General features: G+C 43.6%; 25 protein-coding genes and 4 tRNA genes. 10 read left to right on the top strand and 19 right to left on the bottom strand.

Annotation, left to right across the window (positions count from 1 at the left end; translation table 11 throughout):
* Positions 1–36: 36 nt before the first annotated feature.
* Positions 37–753: a tRNA (guanosine(46)-N7)-methyltransferase TrmB gene (gene trmB, locus L5M18_RS12475; RefSeq protein ID WP_105251866.1), complete on the bottom strand. Its 717-nt coding sequence runs from the start codon at positions 751–753 to the stop codon at positions 37–39.
* Positions 754–953: 200 nt separating this feature from the next.
* On the opposite strand from trmB, the gene mutY reads away from it, so the two are divergent.
* Both mutY and L5M18_RS12465 read left to right on the top strand, forming a co-directional pair.
* Positions 954–2,060 carry an A/G-specific adenine glycosylase gene (mutY, locus tag L5M18_RS12470; protein WP_263191135.1) on the top strand — a complete coding sequence of 369 codons (1,107 nt, stop codon included), beginning with the start codon at positions 954–956 and terminating at the stop codon, positions 2,058–2,060.
* Between the two features lie 2 nt (positions 2,061–2,062).
* Positions 2,063–2,341, top strand: a complete 279-nt coding sequence (locus L5M18_RS12465) for an oxidative damage protection protein (RefSeq protein ID WP_011788659.1) — start codon at positions 2,063–2,065, stop codon at positions 2,339–2,341.
* An 87-nt stretch (positions 2,342–2,428) separates the two neighbouring features.
* Here the strand turns inward: L5M18_RS12465 and L5M18_RS12460 are convergent, their stop codons facing one another.
* Both L5M18_RS12460 and L5M18_RS12455 read right to left on the bottom strand, forming a co-directional pair.
* Positions 2,429–3,004 (bottom strand): YceI family protein, encoded by a 576-nt coding sequence (locus tag L5M18_RS12460; protein ID WP_028761297.1) that lies wholly within the window; start codon positions 3,002–3,004, stop codon positions 2,429–2,431.
* Positions 3,005–3,008: 4 nt separating this feature from the next.
* Positions 3,009–3,560, bottom strand: coding sequence for a cytochrome b (locus L5M18_RS12455; RefSeq protein WP_028761298.1), 552 nt, complete (start codon positions 3,558–3,560; stop codon positions 3,009–3,011).
* A gap of 389 nt (positions 3,561–3,949) precedes the next feature.
* Here L5M18_RS12455 and L5M18_RS12450 point away from each other — a divergent pair.
* The 4 genes from L5M18_RS12450 (at position 3,950) to L5M18_RS12435 (ending at position 5,037) form a co-directional block, all read left to right on the top strand.
* Positions 3,950–4,025, top strand: a tRNA-Phe gene (locus tag L5M18_RS12450).
* A gap of 34 nt (positions 4,026–4,059) precedes the next feature.
* Positions 4,060–4,135 (top strand) — tRNA-Thr (locus L5M18_RS12445).
* A gap of 706 nt (positions 4,136–4,841) precedes the next feature.
* Positions 4,842–4,917, top strand: a tRNA-Phe gene (locus tag L5M18_RS12440).
* 44 nt (positions 4,918–4,961) lie between these two features.
* Positions 4,962–5,037: transfer RNA gene (locus tag L5M18_RS12435), tRNA-Thr, on the top strand.
* Between the two features lie 437 nt (positions 5,038–5,474).
* On the opposite strand, the gene L5M18_RS12430 is transcribed toward L5M18_RS12435, so the two are convergent.
* A complete protein-coding gene (locus L5M18_RS12430) occupies positions 5,475–5,660 on the bottom strand; it encodes a hypothetical protein (RefSeq protein WP_105251863.1) in 186 nt (61 codons plus the stop codon).
* A 153-nt stretch (positions 5,661–5,813) separates the two neighbouring features.
* Here L5M18_RS12430 and L5M18_RS12425 point away from each other — a divergent pair, with 153 nt between their 5' ends.
* The gene (locus L5M18_RS12425; RefSeq protein ID WP_105251862.1) at positions 5,814–6,158 is read left to right on the top strand and encodes a DUF3634 family protein; all 345 of its coding nucleotides are present in this window, start codon (positions 5,814–5,816) and stop codon (positions 6,156–6,158) included.
* 83 nt (positions 6,159–6,241) lie between these two features.
* Here L5M18_RS12425 and L5M18_RS12420 read toward each other — a convergent pair whose 3' ends face one another.
* The 12 genes from L5M18_RS12420 to L5M18_RS12365 form a co-directional block, all read right to left on the bottom strand.
* Positions 6,242–6,469, bottom strand: coding sequence for a hypothetical protein (locus L5M18_RS12420; protein ID WP_113939410.1), 228 nt, complete (start codon positions 6,467–6,469; stop codon positions 6,242–6,244).
* A 300-nt stretch (positions 6,470–6,769) separates the two neighbouring features.
* Complete coding sequence (locus L5M18_RS12415; protein ID WP_105251860.1) at positions 6,770–7,315, bottom strand: DUF3833 domain-containing protein; 546 nt, start codon at positions 7,313–7,315, stop codon at positions 6,770–6,772.
* A complete protein-coding gene (locus L5M18_RS12410) occupies positions 7,303–7,917 on the bottom strand; it encodes a chalcone isomerase family protein (RefSeq protein ID WP_263197133.1) in 615 nt (204 codons plus the stop codon). The genes L5M18_RS12415 and L5M18_RS12410 overlap by 13 nt, the downstream gene beginning before the upstream one ends.
* A gap of 94 nt (positions 7,918–8,011) precedes the next feature.
* Positions 8,012–8,593, bottom strand: coding sequence for a DUF2878 domain-containing protein (locus L5M18_RS12405; RefSeq protein WP_212600764.1), 582 nt, complete (start codon positions 8,591–8,593; stop codon positions 8,012–8,014).
* Positions 8,594–8,684: 91 nt separating this feature from the next.
* Positions 8,685–9,959, bottom strand: coding sequence for an SAM-dependent methyltransferase (locus L5M18_RS12400; protein WP_131523642.1), 1,275 nt, complete (start codon positions 9,957–9,959; stop codon positions 8,685–8,687).
* Position 9,960: 1 nt separating this feature from the next.
* A complete protein-coding gene (locus L5M18_RS12395; protein ID WP_263197132.1) occupies positions 9,961–10,755 on the bottom strand; it encodes a DUF1365 domain-containing protein in 795 nt (264 codons plus the stop codon).
* Entirely contained in the window at positions 10,752–12,002 is a 1,251-nt protein-coding gene (locus tag L5M18_RS12390; RefSeq protein WP_263197130.1) for an NAD(P)/FAD-dependent oxidoreductase, read from the bottom strand. The genes L5M18_RS12395 and L5M18_RS12390 overlap by 4 nt, the downstream gene beginning before the upstream one ends.
* Positions 11,999–12,799, bottom strand: coding sequence for an SDR family NAD(P)-dependent oxidoreductase (locus tag L5M18_RS12385; protein WP_028761305.1), 801 nt, complete (start codon positions 12,797–12,799; stop codon positions 11,999–12,001). The genes L5M18_RS12390 and L5M18_RS12385 overlap by 4 nt, the downstream gene beginning before the upstream one ends.
* Complete coding sequence (locus L5M18_RS12380) at positions 12,799–13,245, bottom strand: nuclear transport factor 2 family protein (RefSeq protein ID WP_219251282.1); 447 nt, start codon at positions 13,243–13,245, stop codon at positions 12,799–12,801. Before L5M18_RS12380 ends, L5M18_RS12385 begins: the two co-directional genes overlap by 1 nt.
* 23 nt (positions 13,246–13,268) lie before the next feature.
* Complete coding sequence (gene phrB / locus L5M18_RS12375; RefSeq protein WP_263197129.1) at positions 13,269–14,771, bottom strand: deoxyribodipyrimidine photo-lyase; 1,503 nt, start codon at positions 14,769–14,771, stop codon at positions 13,269–13,271.
* Complete coding sequence (locus L5M18_RS12370; RefSeq protein WP_173243593.1) at positions 14,758–15,789, bottom strand: MerR family transcriptional regulator; 1,032 nt, start codon at positions 15,787–15,789, stop codon at positions 14,758–14,760. Before L5M18_RS12370 ends, phrB begins: the two co-directional genes overlap by 14 nt.
* Before the next feature lie 60 nt (positions 15,790–15,849).
* A complete protein-coding gene (locus L5M18_RS12365) occupies positions 15,850–16,803 on the bottom strand; it encodes a YbgA family protein (protein ID WP_107946875.1) in 954 nt (317 codons plus the stop codon).
* A 273-nt stretch (positions 16,804–17,076) separates the two neighbouring features.
* On the opposite strand from L5M18_RS12365, the gene L5M18_RS12360 reads away from it, so the two are divergent.
* Complete coding sequence (locus tag L5M18_RS12360) at positions 17,077–17,601, top strand: hypothetical protein (RefSeq protein ID WP_219254048.1); 525 nt, start codon at positions 17,077–17,079, stop codon at positions 17,599–17,601.
* A 153-nt stretch (positions 17,602–17,754) separates the two neighbouring features.
* On the opposite strand, the gene L5M18_RS12355 is transcribed toward L5M18_RS12360, so the two are convergent.
* The 3 genes from L5M18_RS12355 to L5M18_RS12345 are packed head-to-tail and all read right to left on the bottom strand — an operon-like array spanning position 17,755 to position 19,512.
* Complete coding sequence (locus L5M18_RS12355) at positions 17,755–18,039, bottom strand: heavy-metal-associated domain-containing protein (protein WP_028761311.1); 285 nt, start codon at positions 18,037–18,039, stop codon at positions 17,755–17,757.
* The gene (locus L5M18_RS12350) at positions 18,036–18,353 is read right to left on the bottom strand and encodes a hypothetical protein (RefSeq protein WP_049821785.1); all 318 of its coding nucleotides are present in this window, start codon (positions 18,351–18,353) and stop codon (positions 18,036–18,038) included. Before L5M18_RS12350 ends, L5M18_RS12355 begins: the two co-directional genes overlap by 4 nt.
* A 16-nt stretch (positions 18,354–18,369) precedes the next feature.
* Positions 18,370–19,512 (bottom strand): transglutaminase-like domain-containing protein, encoded by a 1,143-nt coding sequence (locus L5M18_RS12345; protein WP_263197127.1) that lies wholly within the window; start codon positions 19,510–19,512, stop codon positions 18,370–18,372.
* A 689-nt stretch (positions 19,513–20,201) separates the two neighbouring features.
* On the opposite strand from L5M18_RS12345, the gene L5M18_RS12340 reads away from it, so the two are divergent.
* Both L5M18_RS12340 and L5M18_RS12335 read left to right on the top strand, forming a co-directional pair.
* Positions 20,202–21,278: a porin gene (locus L5M18_RS12340; protein WP_168823015.1), complete on the top strand. Its 1,077-nt coding sequence runs from the start codon at positions 20,202–20,204 to the stop codon at positions 21,276–21,278.
* Between the two features lie 9 nt (positions 21,279–21,287).
* Positions 21,288–21,698 (top strand): phosphate ABC transporter substrate-binding protein, encoded by a 411-nt coding sequence (locus L5M18_RS12335; protein ID WP_105251847.1) that lies wholly within the window; start codon positions 21,288–21,290, stop codon positions 21,696–21,698.
* The last annotated feature ends 2 nt before the right edge of the window (positions 21,699–21,700 follow it).

The raw sequence follows: 21,700 nt of genomic DNA, 5'->3' as shown, positions 1-21,700 counted from the left end.
TTTTGTGTTTAAAATTAGCTAAAATTGAGTTCGTGATTAAGCGATACGCTCAAACATCAGATCCCATACACCGTGACCCAGTCTATGGCCGCGGGCTTCAAACTTTGTCAATGGACGATGATCAGGACGCGGCACAACACTGCCGTCGGCCGACTGGTTTTGATAACCCGGAGCGGCTTGCATCACCTCTAACATATGCTCGCTGTACTCTTCCCAGTCAGTGGCCATATGGAACACACCGCCAATTTTTAGCTTGCGACGAATAAGTTCGGCAAATTCAGCTTGTACGATGCGGCGTTTATGGTGACGTTTTTTATGCCAAGGATCTGGGAAGAACAATTGCACTCGGGCTAATGAACCGTCAGCAATCGCATGTTCTAATACTTCCATGGCATCGTGATGATACACACGTAAATTAGTCACACCAGCAATGGCGGCATCACTGAGGCAAGAGCCTACACCCGGTTTATGTACTTCAATACCAATGAAATTTTGCTCTGGTGCATCTTTAGCCATTTGTACTAAAGAGGCACCCATGCCAAAGCCAATTTCCAGCACAGTATCGGCTTCACGACCAAAAACGTCGCTCAGTACCAATGGCACTGGGCTGTAATCTAAACCCATTGTTGGCCACTGGCTTTCAATAGCGTGTGCTTGGCCTTTGGTTAGGCGACCTTCTCTCAGGACAAAGCTTCTGATCTTGCGCAGATACTTGCCTTCTTCATTAAATTCAGCGGTAGTGACTTCGCTCATTTTTGCCTCGTCTAGTGGACAACACCATCATAAAAGAAGGGCATTATCCAAAGTTCAACATACAGTGCAAGCACTAATGGGGCGAAAGTATACCAAGATTATTTAAGAGTGCGAATTTAGCAGCGATTTTTAGCTTTAGATCCCTTGCCAACTTATCTTTGACGCTTGTCTAAGAAGATAACTGCCGCTACACTGCGCCGATGAAATCTACAGCCTCCTTCGCTACACGTATCGTCTCTTGGTACGACAATCACGGTCGTAAAACCCTCCCTTGGCAGCAAGATAAAACCCCATATCGCGTATGGGTTTCTGAAATTATGCTGCAACAAACTCAGGTTGCGACTGTTATTCCCTATTATCTTAAATTTATGGCGCGTTTTCCCGATGTGTTAGCACTTGCTAACGCGCCAGACGATGAGGTATTACATCATTGGACCGGTCTTGGCTATTACGCTAGGGCGCGTAATCTGCATAAAGCAGCCAAAATAATCCGCGATGATTATCAGGGATTATTTCCAACACATTTTGAACAAGTGCTCGCCCTACCCGGCATCGGCCGCTCGACGGCAGGCGCAGTATTGTCATTGTCACTTGGGCAACATCACCCCATTCTCGATGGCAACGTAAAACGTGTATTAGCAAGACATGGGGCAATAGCAGGTTGGCCAGGGCAAAAGACGGTTGAAGAGCAACTTTGGCAACTGACGAATGCCTTCACACCGCAGCAAGATATTCAGAAATATAATCAAGCCATGATGGATATCGGCGCCAGTATTTGTACTCGTAGCAAACCTAACTGCGCCGCTTGCCCTGTAGCGATTGATTGCAAAGCTCAACTGATTGGCAGACAAACCGATTTCCCTGGCAAAAAGCCTAAAAAAACCATACCAACCAAAGCGGCGTGGATGTTAGTGATGATGCAAGACAACCAAGTCTTTCTAGCTAAACGTCCGCCAGCGGGAATTTGGGGCGGGCTCTGGTGTTTCCCTGAATTCGCTACCCAAGCTGCCCTTGAAACTCATCTTGAAGAGCAAGGGTTTGATGCGCAGCAACTCGAATGGTTAACTGGCTTTAGGCACACATTTAGCCACTTTCATTTAGATATTCAGCCCATGATGCTTAACTTAGATAAAACTCACGGCGATAAAACCCTCGGCAATAAACAGAGCGTGGGTGCTGTCATGGAACAAAACCAGTCTCTCTGGTATAACATAAGTCATCCTTCCAAAGTGGGACTCGCCGCCGCCACCGAGCGCGTGCTAGCCAATTTGGGATCACTCGTTCAATCCGCAGTCAGTAAGGAATAATCATGGCGCGTACAGTCAATTGCGTATATTTAAATAAAGAAGCCGACGGCCTAGACTTTCAACTGTATCCAGGTGATTTAGGTAAGCGCATTTTTGATAACATCAGCAAAGAAGCTTGGGGCCTATGGCAAAAAAAGCAAACCATGCTGATCAACGAGAAAAAACTCAACATGATGAATGTTGATGATCGTAAATTTCTTGAAGAACAAATGACCTCTTTCCTATTTGAAGGTAAAGATGTTGAAATTGAAGGTTTTGTACCAGAAAAAGACCAAGATTAATTCTGGTCGTTAGTCGGCTCTCAGTATAAAGCTTACAAAAAAAGCGCCTTTCGGCGCTTTTTTGTATCTAAATGGCAGAATAAAGAGTTACTTACGCACGCCTTCAACCACTAGATCTAACTCAACATGGCTAGATGCTGGACCTAAATCCATCTTGATACCGAAATCTTTCATCGCAAAGGTAGTTGTGCCCGTAAAACCGGCACGGTAGCCACCCCAAGGATCCTGACCTTCACCCACAGCATGGGCCTTAATCGCTAATGGTTTAGTCACACCATTTAAAGTTAAGTTGCCGTTAATCACTAAATCGCCATTTCCTTTATCTTCCACCGAAGTAGATGCAAAGGTCGCTTTAGCGAATTTGCCAGTATTAAGGAAATCTTCACCGCGAATATGTTTGTCACGCTCAGCATGGTTTGAATCGACACTTAATGTATTCACTGTGACATTCACTTTCATCGCAGTTGGTTTAGCCGCATCGTAGCTAAAATCGCCGCTAAAATCATTAAAACGCCCCACCACATAGCTATAACCTAAGTGATTCACTTTAAATGTAATAGAAGCGTGAGCGCCTTCATGATCAATCACATAGTCAGCAGCTGAAGCCGCCACAGGAGCCAATAGAGATACACCAATCAGTGCGCTTAACAGTTGCTTTTTCATTGTATTATCCTCGTTTAAATTTAATCATTCTAAGTAGGGTAGTGTCTTTATCGATAAAGTGATGTTTTAATGCGCCCGCCGCGTGAATAACGACCAGCGCGATCAAGCTGTAAGCCGCATACTGGTGAATATCACCCGCGATATCAGCTTGGTTTTCAAACAAAAGTCCCAATCCTGGTAGTTCAAACCAATCAAACACCCAGATACCACGGCCATCTGCGGTTGAGATCAAAATGCCAGCAGTCATAATGACAAAGAGCAAGACATAAATAATAAAATGCGCCAAATGTGCGGCCGTCTTTTCCCACGGTTTATGACTCGCCTCAGGTACAGGCTTGGGATTAACTAAGCGCCATACCAAACGAAATATTGTCGCAGCCAATAACAGAATCCCAATACTTTTATGTAGATGCGGCGCAGTCTTGTACCAAGTACTGTAGTAGGTTAACTCCACCATCCACACACCGACTGCAAATAACCCAATCACGACGAACGCACTCAACCAATGGGTCACAATGGCGGTAATTCCATAAGCAAACTGACAATTTCGAAACATACTGCGACTCCGTACTCGCGTTTTCTTCATGCTATCCATGAAATAATATTCATTATCATAAATCTAAATTTAAAAACTAAAATCAGTAAAAATCGCTTATATCTTTCTAAATTTTAGAAAGTAAGCCAAAAATCATGATCTGTGAGCACAAAGCTATAGTAAACATCAGTATCCCTCTGACTTGAAAAATACAGCCAACGAATGAAATTGAACTGAGTTCACAGAATAAGAGATAAAAAACACCCAAGATGTGCATTAAACAGCCGAACGAGTGATTTATCAGGAAAAAGCACTTGCAGAGGTCAAACACCCTAGCTAATATAGCCGCACTTCGAACGATACGGCTTAGCCAACGAGTTCAAAGTAGTTAACTAACACTTAGTTTAGTTGCCCGAATAGCTCAGTCGGTAGAGCAGAGGATTGAAAATCCTCGTGTCCCTGGTTCGATTCCGGGTTCGGGCACCATTATTCTGTAGTAAAAATTGCAGTAAAGATTTAAGCCGGCATAGCTCAGTTGGTAGAGCAACTGACTTGTAATCAGTAGGTCCCGAGTTCGACTCTTGGTGCCGGCACCATATAAAACAATGAAACCACTCAATGAGTGGTTTTTTTGTATCTGAAATTTGAATAATAACTCACAAAGTCTGTGGCCAATCGCAACTGACTTACTCTTGATAATACCAGTAGGTCCCGAGTTCGACTCTTGATACCAGCACCATATAAAACAATGAAGCCACTCAATGAGTGGCTTTTTTGTATCTGAAATTTGAATAAAAACACAAGATGTGAGTAATGAACAGCAACTGATTTACCCTCGATAACAACAGAACAGTTGGCCTCGTGTTTGACTCTTGATACCAGCACCATATCAATAAACAAGCCACTCGCTTACTCTTAGTTGCTCCGCTTAGTTACACCCCATAAATATCAGCCAGCCATCAATCAAAACTCAACAATACCCACTGCGCTCCACAGCTCCTTGCTTGCAATAGATGAGCTTAAACCTTAATTTTTCTCTCCCCAATAGCAGATAAATGAATGAGGAAGTTAGGATAAACAGCCATAAGGAACACCTATTGGCGTTAAAGTGCTGAAACTTTCAGCGGTAAAATAAGAGTAAAACGAAAGAATCAAATAAATAAGCGCATTTTGTTTAATAGTTAATCAGTCACTTAAAAAGGGCTTGCACAGCTAAAGCGAGCACTATATTATACGCGCACTTCGAACGAACAAGGTCTTCACGACTTAGTTCAAAGTAGTTAACTAACGCTTAGTTTAGTTGCCCGAATAGCTCAGTCGGTAGAGCAGAGGATTGAAAATCCTCGTGTCCCTGGTTCGATTCCGGGTTCGGGCACCACTTTTAAGGTAATGAATTCGATTGGGTTTATTACTGTGCTTTACGCCGGCATAGCTCAGTTGGTAGAGCAACTGACTTGTAATCAGTAGGTCCCGAGTTCGACTCTTGGTGCCGGCACCATATAAACAAAAAAGCCACTCAATGAGTGGCTTTTTTGTATCTGAAATTTGAAGTGTTCAGTACAAAGCGCAACTGACTTACTCTCGATAATTTCAGCAGGTCCCGAGTTCGACTCTTGGTGCCCGCACTATATAAACAATGAAGCCACTCAATGAGTGGCTTTTTTGTATCTGTTTTTTGTATATGAAATTTGAATCGTTTCAAAGCAAAACACAACTGACTTTCCTCAATAATAACGATAGCGCCCTCAATACTGGCACAATAAGCGCTCAAATTGAGCGTATAAGATAATTTATTGACTTCACGCAACAGACAATCACTTCATCCTTTACCCCTATAAATGATAGTTTTATATTCGCCACATAAAAAAGCCACTCATTATTGAGTGGCTTTGCGTTCTTATACAAACTATCTAGTTCCAAATGACTCAATCGTGCTTATTTGATGAGCTCGAGTGGCATAGGCCTATCACCTGCTTGAACTTGATGTTGAACATGGCGCCACCCTTGAGTGAGCTCACTTAGATGTGCTTTTCTCTCGGGGAAATGTGTAGCAAGTTTTTCGATAACATCGATTTGCTTCTTACACAATAATGACCAACGATCTGCATTTGATAAGTACATGGCGTTTTCCTTAACTGAGGGGTTACTTTTCCTTAGCCAGTTAAGTCTAGGCTGGAATCATTTTATTGCCAATTCAAAATTGCGCGTTAGCGCACTGTTAAAACAACTAACTCGGGAGTATCTTGGTTCTATAAACATAAGATAGGAGGCGTTATGACAGCCGATATTTTCAAACTCATTTTTGTCGCTATTGGTATATTTCTCGTTTACAAACTGATATTTGGTGGCAAGAAAGGTCTGACTATTTTTGAAATGCATTTTAAAGATGGCCGTATGACTCAGCATAAGGGCAAGATCCCCGAACGATTCGAACGGGAATGCCGCCAAATCGCTAAAACCGAAAAACTGACTTGTACTGTTAGGGCTGAAAAATCAGGAGATGTACGCTTACATATTTCTGCCAACGTGAGTGACAATGTAAAGCAAAGGATTCGTAATCTGTTTCCGTTTGAATATTATGACAAAAAATCGATAGATAACAGTCGTCAAGCGGGTTAGTTCTTCGCCTCTCCCCTAGCAACCTTAATACTTGCTATTGATAGTTAAGTATTGAGGTTGAAGTGAGTTCCTAAGGCATTTTCTTATTTAAACTTAACTGGATACCTAGGTTTTAGAAAATCGGATTCTAACTGACCGTCTTTTCTCGCATCTCGAATACGACGTTCATTATCTTGCACCATAGGATCGCTTGCGGGTTGATGAGGATCGACTTGTTTCTCAGAATGATCCTCAAACTTAAAGTCAAAAGATGAACAAGCAGTTAACGACAGACTTAAAAATACTCCCCATAAAACAACGTGTTTTTTCATCGACTACCCCCTATCTATTTAGACTTAGACTTAGACTTAGACTTAGACTTAAGTTCAGATTAATTAAATTTAAACAATGGGTTGCAATAACCTTACCCCCATATATCACTTATGCCACTAGCAAAAATGCCTAGCTGCAACTTTGGTTTGACTTCAACACTTTAATGCAGAAAAAAGGGGGTTATTAGCCAAGCTATACTGTTTAAGCCAATTTAAGTCTTAATCAACATTTAAGCCTTAATCAACAGAGTGAATCCAAGACAAGCTGGGGTAAGCCAACTTAACTAAAAATTGCTGAGACTATTTTTGAATAACTAAAGTGACTTTAGCAACTGTGATGCCAAACTTAATAATATCGCTCTGATTTATAATGGTATTATCATTCACTAAGAACATCCAATCGTCGAAATGAACTTGATATTCCTCACCATCCACAGGCAATAACATATCGTATTTCCAACGTAGCGCACTGCCGCTAGATTGGCCATCGGCAGTCCCGATAATGTCACCTGCAGTTCCTGAGTATCGCCCTTCCCCTAGTGCCTTAATGCGCCATACACGCGTTTGAGTTTCACCATCATCATACACAAACCATTCATTAATGACCCCCTCACTTCCCTGCCAACTGGCTTCCATAATGACATTGAATTTGCGGATTACTTTTCCACTAAAATCTTGTACGACCCCAGAGGCTTTTAATGGTCCATTAAAAAATGACTCCAAAACCAATGTCGGATGAGTGTCTTTATAATCAGTCACTTCCACCGATGAACAACTCGACAACAGCCCTATCATTATTAAACCTAAAAATAACTTTCGGCCGACAAGCCGTTTCAACAATCGCATGGTTTTTCTCCGAGTAATTGCGCCCGCAAACTAGGACGACTAGTGGCTTTCGATAACCAAATCGCTAAAAATGCCTCAGCAAAATTAGCATCATGGATAATGTCGAGTGGTTGATGATTAAAGAAAAACTGACTCGTTTGTCCATCTATCACCTTAAAACTTAAATGGTCGCCCTGCTTCACATCGGGCCAAGTCGCATTTAATAAACCCAACCAACGTTGGATATCATTTTCGGCAAACGCTAGATGCTTCCATTGATCTTTTGTCGCTTCGAGCAAATCCTCTGACTCAATATCTCGATAATATTCAATATCTAACAGCAGAGGATATTGCCCCTGTTGATAACGGCCATTTACCGTCATCAGTCTGGCCTTATACAAACTAAACCACAGCCAATCCATTTCTCCGCGGCCCACTTCCTGAAAAGTCTGCGTCACATCGGTGGCATCATTCAGTTCGATAGTAATGTTTTCAAAATCAGGCGTTTTCGCCTCTAACGCTTTTAAAGGTGCGGCCAATAAACTGAGGGCCAATATACTTAAGCAGCTTGAATTCAAAAATGAAAAACCAAGATTTGGGCTACGATTACGAACTGACGACATGGGATCCCCCTTTTACTGCATAATGTCTTACAACAGGTACTTAACTAAAAACGGCATAATGACTTAACCGCGATCAATTCCTACAACTCAATAATTAACGCCCAAACACAGTAAAAGAACGCGCTTTAGTGCTTCGATTAAATCCATAGGGATTAGCAAGTTGGATTAAAAATGGCAGCAAGACTAGCCAAACCAAAAATAACACCACAGCAGAAATAACATTGCCATAGGGCAAACTCACGGCATTAAATTGTGCGCCAGCCAAATAGCTTAACCCACCAAATACGCCCCCGAGTAACGCCTGAAATATCAGCGGTAAAGGTCGCATAAAGGCCAAACTATGATTCAGAGTCAAAGCAAAATGCAGCCACAGGCAACCAAGCCACCAAGGGAAAAGAGCAAACTCAAACACCCCTAAAACAGAGAGTACTGTATCTACGCCTATTCCTAAGGCTGCAACCTTTAGCATCAATAGCAAATCAACTTTGCGATACCCGGGCTTACTTAAGGAAGCTAGCAGGATAAAGTGAAATAATAACAAAGGGATAGTTAACAACAGAGAGGTGTTAAGCCAAAGTACACTAGACCACCATACAGCCTGAAAACTCAAGGCGTTATAGAGAATAAAGCCCTGATGTTTAAAAGGAACCCGAGAGTTAGCTAACATGGACTTCATCTTTGCCTCACTTTTATCTTGCTGTAAACAAAGCGGCTCATTCCAACGAAAATGGTTATTTCCACTAAAGTGACTGCTTAATCAAAACAAATTACGTCGCATTAGGGCTATGGCTTGGGAGATGATGGCTAGCAATGCGATAGTCCGGACGCACAGCCACTAAATGCACTGTGCTTGTGGTACGTTCTAAAAATCCACCTTCACAATAACTTAGGTAAAATTTCCACATCCGAATAAAATCATCGCCATAACCTAAAGCTTGGATTTCGCCTATCGCATGATCAAAATTCTCATGCCAATGTTTTAAGGTTTTAGCGTAATCGAGCCCCATATCATTGAGCGACCAGACCACCATGTCCGTCTGTTTGGCAATGTGACCGACCATTTGGCTCACTGAGGGTAAGCAGCCACCGGGGAAAATATAACGCTGAATAAAATCCACACTTTTGCGATAACTGTCGTAACGTTGATCGGCAATCGTTATCGCCTGTAGCAGCATGCGCCCATTGGGTTTTAACAATGTTTCCAGCTTTTTAAAGAAGCCTGGTAAATACTCATGCCCCACAGCTTCAATCATCTCGATAGAAACAACCCTGTCGTATTCCCCAGTGAGATTGCGATAGTCCTCTGTCAGCAGCGTCACTTTATCGCTTAGCCCTTCGCGTTCGACACGGGCTTTGGTATAGGCGTATTGCGCATCTGAAATCGTTGTTGTTGTCACGTGCACGCCATAATGCTTAGCCGCATAAATAGCCAGCGCGCCCCAGCCAGTACCAATCTCAAGCAAGGTTTGACCTGGCTGTAAATCGAGTCGTTCACAAATAGTCATCAGCTTAAACAACTGCGCTTCCTGCAAACTGGCTTCCTCATGGGGATAAAGCGCGCTCGAATACAACATTTCACGGTCGAGGAATTGCTCATACATAGCATTACCCAAATCATAGTGGGCAAGAATATTCCGCTTTGAGCCCTCTTGAGAATTGCGATTCAGCACATGCTTCACACGGTTTATCGTGCCAGTTAACCAAGAGAATTTGGCTTCAATCTTATCGAGTAAGGCTAAATTACGGGCAAACAGTTGTACGACTTTGGTGAGATCTGGGCTCGTCCAATGGCCTTGAATATAACCTTCACCCGCGCCAATGGAGCCTGAAAGCATGATTTGACGATAAAAACTCGGGTGTTTAACCACAAGCGTGGCGTGTAAATCGGTATGACTCTCACCAAAACGATAACTCTTGTCGCCCTCAACCAAGGTCAAGCAGCCATGTGGGAGACTTTCCAGCGCCTTAAGCAATACTTTACGCGCAATACTGTCGGGCAGTTTCCCTGTGGTGACTGAGGTTTGCGAAGCCGTATTTTCCATGTTATTTCTCCATCTGAGCTGGATGCGGCACAAAGGGCACACGTTTAAAAAAGAGTTTTAGCGCTTGCCAATAAATCCCGAAGAAGATCTTGAGAGTCATAAAAGGGAAGCGAAACAAAAGCGTCCGTAAATTGGCCGCCGTGATCGGTTGGCGTTTCATCACTAAATTGGCATTAAACAGTTTTTTGCCATTCTCTTGCATCGACTTGTTTTCAATACCGATGTTTAAGTCTTCACTCGGCGCAGACACATGCCAGAGATAACGCATATCGAGAGTCATAAAGGGAGACACGTGAAACACTTTGTCAGAAGGTTTTGGCGCGGCTAAATCGACTAAATAGCAATGGCGCTGATCCCAAGGCGTGTTACTCACCTCGGCCAACATGTATAAAGGCGTTTGATCTTGATAACAAAAGTAGAAATTTACTGGGCTAAAATACACGCCCAAATGGCGGATCTGACCCACAAACAAAACTCGATCGCACAGTTTATCTGCGCCTAACGCTGCCACTTGAGTCAATACGCGACTCTTAAGTGCAGCTGCGCTCGGATCGACAACAGCCACTTCACCACTGTCATTGGATTTAGTCGTAAAAGAAGTTAAATAGTCTTTAGGATTGAATCTTAGTAAAGCGCGGCGCTGGCTGGCAAAAACTCGCCCCATGGCACTGATCTTATCGACTTCATCTAAATCAATCGCCAACAGCGCCATGGCATAACTAAAGCTATGTTTAATCGGTGTAAAACGGCTGTGGGATACAGTGCCGTAATAAATACCGCTATTGAGCTCTGTCATAGGCTGACACCAAAATGGGCACACACATCAAGTGCACTGCGAACGCCATCTTCATGGAAACCATTGTGCCAATAGGCGCCAGCAAAATGAGTATGATTTTGCCCGGATATTTCCTCACGGCGGCCCTGAGCCTTAAGACTGGCTTCGTTAAACACTGGGTGGGCATAATTGAAGCGGCGTATCACTTTCGACTCATCAATCAACTCTGACTGATTCAAGGTGACACAAAAGGTCGGCGCATTGGCTGGCAACTGTTGCAGTATGTTCATGTTGTAAGTCACTGACGCTGGACGTTTTAGATTACCATCTAACCTATAATTCCAACTCGCCCAAGCGGCTTTTCGCTTCGGTAAAATACGTGTATCCATGTGCAGCACCACATCGTTATTCTGGTAGCTGAGGTCGCCTAAAATGGCGCGTTCTGTTGGCGTAGGATCGTTTAACATCCGCAGTGCTTGGTCGCTATGACAGGCTAAAATCACCTCATCAAATTCCAACCATTCACCGTGGACTTGTAACTTCACCCCATGGCCATGGCGCTCAATACCTGTCACGGGTGAGTTAAGGCGGATATTGTCTTTAAAGGGCGCAATAAGATCAGGAATATAGCTACGCGAGCCACCCTTTAGCACATACCACTGGGGTCTATCACTGACATTTAATAAGCCATGGTGCTGGAAGAAACGAATAAAAAACTTCAACGAAAACGCGCGCATATCTTCTATGCTCGAAGACCAAATCGCCGCGCCCATGGGCAAAATGTAATGCTCAGCGAAAAATGGTGAGAAGTGTTCATTGTCTAAATAATCACCTAAGTTACCTTCGGGATAAATATCCTGTTGATAGAGTGCCTTACAGCCTTTATTGAAGCGCAATATCTCTTTTAAAAAGGCCCAAAAGCGTGGATTCAGGAGGTTACGCTTTTGGGCAAACAAACTGCCTAAATTGTGGCCGTTGTATTCAAGCCCAGTCAGAGCATTGTGCACGCTAAAACTCATCTCAGTCGGTAATATGGTGACATTAAGGCGAGCCAATAAACGTTCAAATCGTGGATACGTTCTGTCATTAAACACGATGAAACCTGTATCTATAGCGTAGGTTTGCCCTTGATGCTCCACATCGACTGTCGCCGTGTGGCCGCCGATATAGTCATTGGCCTCAAACACTGTAACCCTGTGCGACTCACTTAATAGATGGCCACAGGTTAATCCAGAAATGCCGGTGCCGACGATGGCGATATTTGTCATAAACTCTTGTCCTTTAGCGGCTTGGCTTGAGTATCGTTTGCAATCATTTTTTGCCACACAAAGGCAGGTAAAAACGACATCAACTTCAATAGATAAGTAAAGCGTCGCGGAAAATGGATCTCGCGCTTGCCACCTTTCAGCCCATTACGTATCGCCTTAGAAGCGGTTTGTACACTCACTTGCATTGGCATAGAAAAATCATTTTTTGCGGTCAATGGTGTCGCCACAAAACCAGGGCAAATCAAGCTCACGCCTATGTCGTTCTTGGCAAGATCGAGCGCGAGACTCGAGGCTAAATACTGCACGCCAGCTTTAGAGGCGCCGTAAGCTTCAGCGCGAGGGAAAGGTAAATAAATAGCACTAGAACTCATTAAGCCAATACGTGAACCCCTAGGCATTAAAGGTAAAAATGCCCCGAGGCAATATCCCATTGCAATTAGATTGGTATGGATAACGCGCTCGAACAACACATCATCGAAAGCCTTAGCATCATCAATATATTCACAACTGCCCGCATTCAAAATGACCAAATCGAGCTGAGAATCTGTTTTCGCCAATAGCTCAGCTACATTTTGGCCAGCTTGATGAACTTGGTCGCGCTGGGATATATCGAAGATAAACAACGTAGCACCGACTAGTTCATTCAAGGCTAACGCCTCTAACCTTTGCAGCGAGCGGCCACAGGCAATGACGTGCCAACCTAAGGACAAATAATCCTGCGCCAGTTGCAACCCAATGCCTGAGCTTGCACCTGTAATCAGCACTGTATTTATTTTCATCGGCTTAACAGCGTCCATTACTTTGCCGCCCTGTCTTTGAGCAAGCGGATAAGCCCGCCCATGCAAGGCAAATGCTCATACAACATTTGCCCTAAGTCGAAGTAATCCCTGTGAAAATAAATCTTGTCGTTGAATTTAAGTTGGCTCATGCCATCAACACGGATAAGTCCGCCTTTATTCAACTTAGGGTGGCTATATTCCATCTGCCAGAACAGCGCGGCTTGATTCGCATCCTGCTGTACTTCTTTGATCTCAAACTGAATATGCTTAACATTCTTATATAACTTCGCGAAGTACTGAGTTAACGACGCTAGCCCTGTGATTTGATGCATAGGATCGGTAAAACTAATACTGTCGTCGTAAACCCGACCTAACAGATGCAAGTTATCTTTATTCAAAGCTTGATAAAGCTGAATAAAATCATCAACAAGCGTATTAGTCTCAGTCGTCGCTTGGTTTATCATCTTGTTATTGCTCCTGATCCTATTTATTGGGCCGTGGCCTTTTTCAATACGCCTAATACGGTTAATGCCCTTGCTCTTGCTGCACTGTGCTCGACAATCGCACTTGGATAAGCCGTTTTAGTGTTGAATAACGGCTGTTCAAACAAGGACGGTGTCTGCGCTGTACTGGGTTGATGTAATTGCTTAATTCCCCAAGATGCGAGCTCTGGTAAATACTTACGGATAAAGCTGCCATCTGGATCAAATTTTTCACTCTGGCTTATAGGATTAAAAATACGGAAATAAGGCTGAGCATCGCAGCCACAACCAGCAGACCACTGCCAGCCGCCATTATTCGCGGCTAAGTCACCATCAATCAGTTTTTGGCGGAAATAACGCTCCCCCCAGCGCCAGTCAATCAGCAGATGTTTAGTCAGGAAACTCGCCACCACCATACGCAGCCGATTGTGCATCCAACCCGTTTGATTGAGTTGGCGCATTGCGGCATCCACAATCGGATAGCCAGTACGACCTTCACACCAAGCAGCAAACTCCTGCGGGTTATTGCGCCACTGCACATGGTCGGCTTGACGATTGAAATTGTGATTCTTAGATAAACCGGGAAATGCCACCAGTAAGTGACGGTAAAACTCACGCCAAGTAAGCTCATTTAACCAAGTACGAGCAGGGCTAGTGTCGTCGACAATCACCTCAGGGAATTGATGCAGCAGCGCGGCAACGCATTGTCTTGGGCTAACCACACCAATGGCCAGATAGGGTGAAATTGAGCTAGTACCATCAATCGCGGGGAAATCCCTATCTTGCTTATAATCCTGCACTTTCTGCTGAATAAATGCCGAGAGCAAACGCTTTGCCTGCCCTTCTCCCGCAGCCCAAAGTTCACTCGACACTTTAGTGACATTGTTAAACAAAAGCGGCTTTGGCTCGGCCAACACAGGTCCAAGTGGCGCCGGAACAGGAAGCGGCAAAATGGCATAGCGGGCGGCAATTTCTCGCCACTTACGGCTAAAAGGAGTGAAAACCTTGTACATGTCGCCGGACAAATTCAGCACAGTGCCCGGCTTAAGCAAACAATGCTCATCGGTTAACACCAGAGGAATCCCCGATTGAATACAGGCTTGGTCGCGCTGTTGCTCGTTAATCTCAGGCTCGCGACCAGCAAACACTCGACCAATCCCCTGTTGCTGGCAATAGTGACCGATAAACTCAGGTACATCAGCAAAGGTATCTAACTGAATTAACTCGAATCCAATACCAAGACTCGCCAGCCCTTGGGCAAGTAGATTGATATGACGTTCGATAAAATCCAACTGAATTGACGCAACGTCATGGCGCTGCCACTGGGTTGGCGTAGCAATGTAAATGGCCTTAAGTGCCACGCCATTCTCCCGCGCCCAATCGCAAGCGGCGGTTAATGCCTGATTATCGGCAAGGCGTAAATCTTGGCGAAACCACATCAGTGCATTATTGCCCTGCACTTTTATTGGAATTGAATCTATTGGCATTGAATCGTTAGCTAATGTCATTGTTTTTCTCGCTATTTATCTGCTCGCTTTGATTCACGGTATTCATCTTTCCACTGTGCTTACGACTTCTATTCACCTTCCCCGCTAAACGAGATGGTATTTTCCCAATCAAGTCCGTCGTCGAAGACGCCAAAAAAGCAGATAAAAAGCTTAACGTTGGCGCAAAAGGCCCCATAAACCAGCATGGGAAAGTCATTTGTTCCAATACAGTCAGCATTTCAGTCTGTTCAGAACCCGAATGATTTGAGTCGGGAATAAGCAAAAGTGCATCGACGTTAAGCCTGCCTCGCAGCAAAGGTAAACTGCCCATGGCTTGCTCGCCAAGATCAATAACCGATACCCGCAGCGACGCTAACTCGAGCGATAGAAGTAGAGAAAATAAAATGTTAGTGCGGGTGGAATTAAGCGAGGTATGTGCCCCACGGGATAGACTCACCAGAGCGATTCTCGCCGTCACGGCCTGCCCATTAAAGGCATGACGTCCACCCACTCGGTTAAGTAACTCGCTCTTTAACCAAGCAATAATCAACTCGGCATCGAGCCGCTCATTCACTAAGTCCTCGAGTTGATTAAGCCAAGGTTGTAGCAACTTTTCTTTCACCAATTGGAAAGGATATAAGCCAAATGCATCATCTAATATCTGCTGTAATTTGTGCTGATTGAAATCGAATAATGCCGTATTGAGCGCAGTGACTTGCTCGCACCATAAATCAATGGCTTGAGTTTGAACTATTTCTGTAAATGAAGATTTAGCAGCACTCATCAGCAAAGGTTTAACCTTACTGATCGCAACACCTTTAGCTAGCCATGCATTAATCTCATGGATTTCTTGGATATTTTCACTCGTATATAATCTGTGTCCCTTGGGTGTACGTGCAGGGATCACTAAACCAAAACGACGCTGCCATGCCCTTAAGGTCACGGCATTCACGCCAGTTAAGGCCGACACTTCACCGATGGGGAGTAATATCTCACCATTGGGTTCTGTGTGGGCCGTGTTCTCTATAGTTTGTTTCATATTTCAGTAATAACTCACTAAATCAAAAGCTAAAATCAACTGAATGCGATTAGGTAAACGTTAATAGGCATAGCGCAGCTTTAACGCCTCAGGATGAGGGTTTAAGTACACTTGCTCTTCAATATAAGGTGTTGGAAATTCGCGTAAATAATGGTTAATGAGCGTGATAGGTACTAATAACGGCAATAGACCTTGGCGATATTTCATAATCGCTTCAGACAGTTCTGTCTTTTGCTCTTTGCTCAAATGCTTTTTAAAGTAACCCTGAATATGCTGCAGCGTACTGGTATGATTTTTACGGGTCGCATTAATTTTCAGCGCCGTCATAAAACCTTCAAAGTAGCGGGTCGCGCTTTGCTCAAGATCCTCAATATTGGCCACTATCGGACCAAGCTCGCGATACCATGTCGGGCTGTGTGCCATTAATAGGTATTTATAGCGGGAATGAAACTTCACTAACTTATGCTTAGTCAGCCCTTCATGTTTCATCAGGTGCCAATCGTGATAGGCATAAACGCGGGTGAAAAAGTTCTCCCGCAGCACCATGTCATGCAAGCGGCCTTCTTCTTCCACGGGCAATAGTGGATATCGTTCCATCAACTTGCGAGCAAATACACCAATGCCAGACTTAGAACCATTGTTAGTGCCAATTTTATACTCTGTTACCCGCTCCATGCCGCAGGTTGGCGACTTAGCGCAAAGCAAGTATCCGCCAAGGAAATCGAGCTCTTCAACCTTATTTTCGCTGTATTCATTGAGCTTATCGGTCACATCTAAGCTACCGTCACCACTCTGAACTAAGATGGTTTCCCCATCACGGACTAGTCGGATACTTTTCCGGGGTGCACCTAAGCCAATCGCCATTTCAGGACAGATGGGCACATAATCGAAAAATTGCTTAATCTCTTGATTACAATAGGTCGAATTTTTATGTCCGCCATCAAAACGAACCTTCTCCCCTAATAAGCAAGCACTGATCCCAATCTGAATTCGCTGCGGGTTAAACTTGTACATAAGTCGACTCCTTGTATCACTATGCTTCTAATTACGGACCATAGTTGTACAAGGATCAAGTTTTTGTATAAATATTTTTTAAAAGTATCGTTTAACAGTGACTCCTGATAAATCAACCACAAATAAACCTAACTTGGCCTATAACTTGCTAATTCAAATTGCAAAGTTGTCATCAGATAATATTGAAACGTCCAGCAACACCCATTAGTTAACCGCTCAACATTTTAAACCGCAGGTGGCCAAGGGACAGATTCATATATAAAGGAGTCGAATATGAGCACAATTAACCCCAATAGTTATACCAATACCTTTGCGAAAAGTTATGCCAATGTGCCACTCAAGCAAGTCGAGCCGAGCACAAATGGCCTAGGAACCCGTGCAAATTCAATAACGGCGGCGAATCTAACTTCATCAATAAGCCAAGATACTGTAACGCTCTCCTCTGCAGCATCGGTAACGACTGCCGATACCTATAGCCATCTGGCCCCTAACGCTAAACAAGGCTACACGAGTAATGTGCAAGCCATTGCAGGCACGCCTGAACCAGACAAAAGCATCAACAGGTTGGACAAAGCCATGCAGGCTATTTTAGATAACCGTACAGGAGTCGATAGGGATAAAATTAATAAGATAGATGAAGAAATGGCGAAAGTTGCAGCCGATGAAAATCTATCTGAAGAACAAAAAGCCAAGCAACTAGAATTACTGCAAGCGCAAAAATTGGATCTGATTAAAGAATCATCGGAGAAAAATGAAGAGCGGCAACGTCGTATCGAGCCCGAGGTGTATTACAGCTAACGAAGAAATGACCCGCAAAGGAAAAAGTAGGCAGTGAAGGAAGTAACAGGTGGGATACAGAGTGTATTTTCTCGGTGAAATATCAGTCTAATCATTTGAAGCTAGACTGATATTTTATAATGTCGCTCAATCCGTTACTAAAGACACCGACGCTTAGGATTGTTTTTCTACCTTATTAATACTGCCCTTATACCCAGTTTCGTCGACGGCCTTAAGCAAACTATCTAGATTAAAATCCTCTGGCACTGTCACTAAGGCTTGCTCCGTTTTTAACGAAGCCTTGGCCTTAATCACCCCATCGGTTTTACGCAGCGCTTTATTCACGACAGTGACACACAGCGGACAAGTCATGCCCTTAACATCTAAGGTGACCAGCACGTTTGCCGCCCAGCTCGACGCTGAACACAGACTTAAGGCGAGAAATAACACTAACTTCATTCAAGCACCTCTAATAACCAAGGTAATACAAAAGGATATGACTGAAATGCCAGCACAACAGGTACAGTTAACCAGTACAGCCACAGCATCTGAGTACGACTCAACGTCGCGGTACACAGTGGTTTTTTAGCAAAATAGAGCCGCCAAAATCCCATCAGAATCAGCCCAGTCGACAGTATCAACATGGGCACTTGCAGCCAGCTCAGTTGCTCAATCCCCGACAGACTTGCGGCCGACACCCCGAACACCAGATAAATAAGCGGTGCAATACAGCATAGGCTTGAAGCAACCGCAGCAACCACTGCGGCGGCCATAGTCGCTAAGAGGCCCTTAGCGTTGTTCGGTTGACTGGTAGTCATAGGCAAACACTTTAGGCTCATAATAGTTCACGGGATCGCCATCAACTTCGGCATACGGGTAACCAAAGTTATTCAGTGGTGTCTGTTCGGCTGTAGGGAATAAATCAAAGTCGCGGCCATAGTTAAAGCCAACCCAGTTCATTTCCCAATTGCCAAAGAGGTAATCATTCACGGCCTGAACTGCGGGATCGCTGTGTTCTTTTTTCTCCGTCAAACGCATTTTTGTCACATCAGCAGGATCGGCTGGCAACCAACCATAACCCGCTAAATAGAACATAGCGCGACAATGTTGACCACCACTGACATCGGCAACCCCTTTGTCATCGGCACTACCAAAGGCCTTTTTAGAGTATTCGCCCATCTTGATCGCCTGACCTAAGCGAATCCCAAACATCTCACGGGCAGGGATCCCCACTGCGCGCATTAGCGCCACAAATACTGAGTTAATATCAGTACACTTACCGCCTAACTTGCCACTTTCGAGGATACTTGCTACATCACCCGTACCACAGCCAATCACGCTATTATCGCGAAACATATTAGCGCTAACCCAAAGATAAATCAGTCGTGCTTGCTTCAGTGGTTCAGTCTCGCTGCCAACGATCTTATCTGCTGTTTGCTTCACAATACCATTAATCGGCATGTGTTTAGTCGGCAGCAAATAACGTTCAACATCTGCAGGATAATGTATCTGCTCTGGAGTGCGGTAATGGGTTAAGGCGCCGCTTTTAACGGGTTCCCAATCTATCGTTTCAATATCAAGCTCAACCGTTATTGTCATGTTCGCTTTGGCATCGGGCCAAGTCGCAAACAGGGTTTTGGCGCCATAACTGTTGTTTGAACTGATATAGGCGTCTTTAAAACTGCCCGTAAAATTCAACTGACTCACCAATTGGAATTGCGTGTCTTCAGGTAAAGGTATCCATAACTTAACCACGCCCTCAGAGCCTTCAGGAGCAACAAGATGGTAAGTGTTGGTTAAGATAAAACGGCGGCGTCCATCGCTTGAGCTAGGTTCAACGACACTCGATTTAGAGGAAGATGCCAATACTGGCGTGATAAAACCCGCAGTCGACAAAATAGCCGCACTTTTTAAAAAATTGCGTCTTTGCATTATGACATTCCTTTTATTGGATCATGTTTAGAAAGAAGAGAAACTCAACATAAGAGAGCAAGATTATAGGTGCTATAGCACTGTGCAGCAATCAAGCCGCTAACCATACAGTATAAAACCACTACATCGGAGAAAAAGACTCAGGAAAATATACTACAGCGCTGGCATACTCACGAAATAGAATAAATATCGACGTTGACTTAACAAGCATAATCAATGATAGATTTAGAGTATTTTTATGTAAAAAGCCCAATTTTAGTTTAATAAAAAGTATCCATTGCGTTATTTTTATAATCTAAAGGCTAAATAACAACCACATTTAGCTTTGGCTAATATTGTTAATAAAGATAATTATCTCACCACTTTTCACTCAAGCTTTGAGTCTCTCATTTAGCAAAATCAATAATATTCTTTGGCGAATTTTCGAAACAATTTTCAGGGAGAACACAGTCTCACCTGAACAGTTTAATGGTATGGCTGAGTAATCATTCCAAATTTAGAATATTGAACTTACAGTTTTGACTTAAGTTAGCTCGAATTACCTAACGCTTTTTACTCATAAAATATCAAACTTATCTTTCAAAATGGGAGCCAGACCACTATGTTGCAAAAATGTTTAATAAAAGTTTGCGTATGTTTGTGCCTGTTCTAGGCTTAAAAACGAATATACTCACTTAAAGGGCTTTTTTATGAAACATAAGCTTTCATTAGGTCTTTGCTCACTTTTGCTCAGCTCCACCGCTTATGCAGAAGTCAACATTTCAGGTTTTGCCTCAGTTGTTGCTGGTCAAGTTCTCGAAGGTTCGGGCGTTGCAGAGTTTGATTTAGGCCCCACCTTTCTCGCCGACTATCCACTCGTTGGCGCCTATGATGAAGATATTAGTTTCAAACCCGATACCTTATTTGGTATTCAATTCTCAGCGGATTTGCTCGAAGGTTTATCTGCTACTGCACAGGTTGTTTCCCGGGGGGCTGATGACTTTTCGGCAAGTTTTGAATGGGCTTATCTGTCCTATGAGATCAATGATCATTGGACAGTACAAGGAGGTAAAAAACGCTTACCGCTCTACTATTACAGTGACTTTTTTGATGTTGGATATGCTTATCCTTGGATACGTCCACCCGCAGATAATTACACATGGCAAATATTTAACTACACAGGTGTCAGCGCCTTATATAACTATTTAATTGGCGACTGGACTATGTCTGGACAAGTTTATTACGGTAGCGAAGATAGCGAACCTAATAAGCTTTTATCTGATTTTTTCTTCCTCGAAAATACCCGAGAAGTATGGAAGGATATAGGCGGTATTGTTGTTCAATTCAATAAAGATTGGTTAGATATTCGCCTCACGCATATGCAATACACTAACGAACGTTATATTGGTGGTATTCAGCAGGAATGGAATGGTAGCAACCAACGTACGGGTAAGTTTTATGGCCTATCCGTTAATATAGATTATGAGAATTTCCTTTTTTTATCTGAGCTTAACCGCTTAGATCTCGATGGGAGTAATCTAGATACTTATCTTCTCTCGTTCGGCTATCGTATCGATTCAGTGATGCCTTACATTTCCTATTCGGACTTCAATGATGGTGAAGGCGGTGAAGTTCACCATACAAGTTCTGCAGGTATACGTTGGGATTTCCATCCTTCGGCGGCCTTTAAAATTCAGTATGATGACGTTAAAGATGACGGTGGCCCAGGTATGAAAGTCGCAGGGGATTCGAAATCAATCAGTCTTGGCATTGACTTAGTATTTTAGGAGAGAGAAATGAATAAGTTACTTTGCTTAATCCTACTCAGCTTAGTCTCAATGCCACTATTTGCTGGTGTGGTTGTCATCGTTCATCCCAGTAATGCAGACACTGTCGACCAAAAGGTTATTGAAAATATTTTTCTAGGGAAAACAAAGACCTTTCCTGGTGGAGCGCAGGCCGTGCCGGTCAATCTTGACAGTGCAATGCCCTTAAGGGAAACCTTTGATACTAAAGTGCTGGGCAAGTCATCCAGCCAACTTAAGTCATATTGGTCACAAAAAGTATTTACAGGCAAAGGAACGCCACCCAAGGAAGTCACTAGTGGGGCGGAGATGATAAAATTAGTTGCATCGAACCCCAATATTATTGGCTATATTGATAGTAGTGAGGCCAATGATTCGGTAAAAGTTATTGCCGAGTTTTAGAT

The sequence above is a fragment of the Shewanella sp. SM20 genome, from assembly GCF_025654545.1.
GTDB lineage: Bacteria > Pseudomonadota > Gammaproteobacteria > Enterobacterales > Shewanellaceae > Shewanella > Shewanella oncorhynchi.
Note: the sequence above shows the minus strand (reverse complement) of the source record. Positions and strands in the feature narration are given on the sequence as shown.

Excerpts from the sequence above, each read along its gene's own strand:
- trmB (WP_105251866.1), bottom strand. The coding sequence starts at position 753 with ATGAGCGAAGTCACTACCGCTGAATTTAATGAAGAAGGCAAGTATCTG.
- mutY (WP_263191135.1), top strand. The coding sequence starts at position 954 with ATGAAATCTACAGCCTCCTTCGCTACACGTATCGTCTCTTGGTACGAC.
- L5M18_RS12465 (WP_011788659.1), top strand. The coding sequence starts at position 2,063 with ATGGCGCGTACAGTCAATTGCGTATATTTAAATAAAGAAGCCGACGGC.
- L5M18_RS12460 (WP_028761297.1), bottom strand. The coding sequence starts at position 3,004 with ATGAAAAAGCAACTGTTAAGCGCACTGATTGGTGTATCTCTATTGGCT.
- L5M18_RS12455 (WP_028761298.1), bottom strand. The coding sequence starts at position 3,560 with ATGTTTCGAAATTGTCAGTTTGCTTATGGAATTACCGCCATTGTGACC.
- L5M18_RS12430 (WP_105251863.1), bottom strand. The coding sequence starts at position 5,660 with ATGTACTTATCAAATGCAGATCGTTGGTCATTATTGTGTAAGAAGCAA.
- L5M18_RS12425 (WP_105251862.1), top strand. The coding sequence starts at position 5,814 with ATGACAGCCGATATTTTCAAACTCATTTTTGTCGCTATTGGTATATTT.
- L5M18_RS12420 (WP_113939410.1), bottom strand. The coding sequence starts at position 6,469 with ATGAAAAAACACGTTGTTTTATGGGGAGTATTTTTAAGTCTGTCGTTA.
- L5M18_RS12415 (WP_105251860.1), bottom strand. The coding sequence starts at position 7,315 with ATGCGATTGTTGAAACGGCTTGTCGGCCGAAAGTTATTTTTAGGTTTA.
- L5M18_RS12410 (WP_263197133.1), bottom strand. The coding sequence starts at position 7,917 with ATGTCGTCAGTTCGTAATCGTAGCCCAAATCTTGGTTTTTCATTTTTG.
- L5M18_RS12405 (WP_212600764.1), bottom strand. The coding sequence starts at position 8,593 with ATGAAGTCCATGTTAGCTAACTCTCGGGTTCCTTTTAAACATCAGGGC.
- L5M18_RS12400 (WP_131523642.1), bottom strand. The coding sequence starts at position 9,959 with ATGGAAAATACGGCTTCGCAAACCTCAGTCACCACAGGGAAACTGCCC.
- L5M18_RS12395 (WP_263197132.1), bottom strand. The coding sequence starts at position 10,755 with ATGACAGAGCTCAATAGCGGTATTTATTACGGCACTGTATCCCACAGC.
- L5M18_RS12390 (WP_263197130.1), bottom strand. The coding sequence starts at position 12,002 with ATGACAAATATCGCCATCGTCGGCACCGGCATTTCTGGATTAACCTGT.
- L5M18_RS12385 (WP_028761305.1), bottom strand. The coding sequence starts at position 12,799 with ATGGACGCTGTTAAGCCGATGAAAATAAATACAGTGCTGATTACAGGT.
- L5M18_RS12380 (WP_219251282.1), bottom strand. The coding sequence starts at position 13,245 with ATGATAAACCAAGCGACGACTGAGACTAATACGCTTGTTGATGATTTT.
- phrB (WP_263197129.1), bottom strand. The coding sequence starts at position 14,771 with ATGACATTAGCTAACGATTCAATGCCAATAGATTCAATTCCAATAAAA.
- L5M18_RS12370 (WP_173243593.1), bottom strand. The coding sequence starts at position 15,789 with ATGAAACAAACTATAGAGAACACGGCCCACACAGAACCCAATGGTGAG.
- L5M18_RS12365 (WP_107946875.1), bottom strand. The coding sequence starts at position 16,803 with ATGTACAAGTTTAACCCGCAGCGAATTCAGATTGGGATCAGTGCTTGC.
- L5M18_RS12360 (WP_219254048.1), top strand. The coding sequence starts at position 17,077 with ATGAGCACAATTAACCCCAATAGTTATACCAATACCTTTGCGAAAAGT.
- L5M18_RS12355 (WP_028761311.1), bottom strand. The coding sequence starts at position 18,039 with ATGAAGTTAGTGTTATTTCTCGCCTTAAGTCTGTGTTCAGCGTCGAGC.
- L5M18_RS12350 (WP_049821785.1), bottom strand. The coding sequence starts at position 18,353 with ATGGCCGCCGCAGTGGTTGCTGCGGTTGCTTCAAGCCTATGCTGTATT.
- L5M18_RS12345 (WP_263197127.1), bottom strand. The coding sequence starts at position 19,512 with ATGCAAAGACGCAATTTTTTAAAAAGTGCGGCTATTTTGTCGACTGCG.
- L5M18_RS12340 (WP_168823015.1), top strand. The coding sequence starts at position 20,202 with ATGAAACATAAGCTTTCATTAGGTCTTTGCTCACTTTTGCTCAGCTCC.
- L5M18_RS12335 (WP_105251847.1), top strand. The coding sequence starts at position 21,288 with ATGAATAAGTTACTTTGCTTAATCCTACTCAGCTTAGTCTCAATGCCA.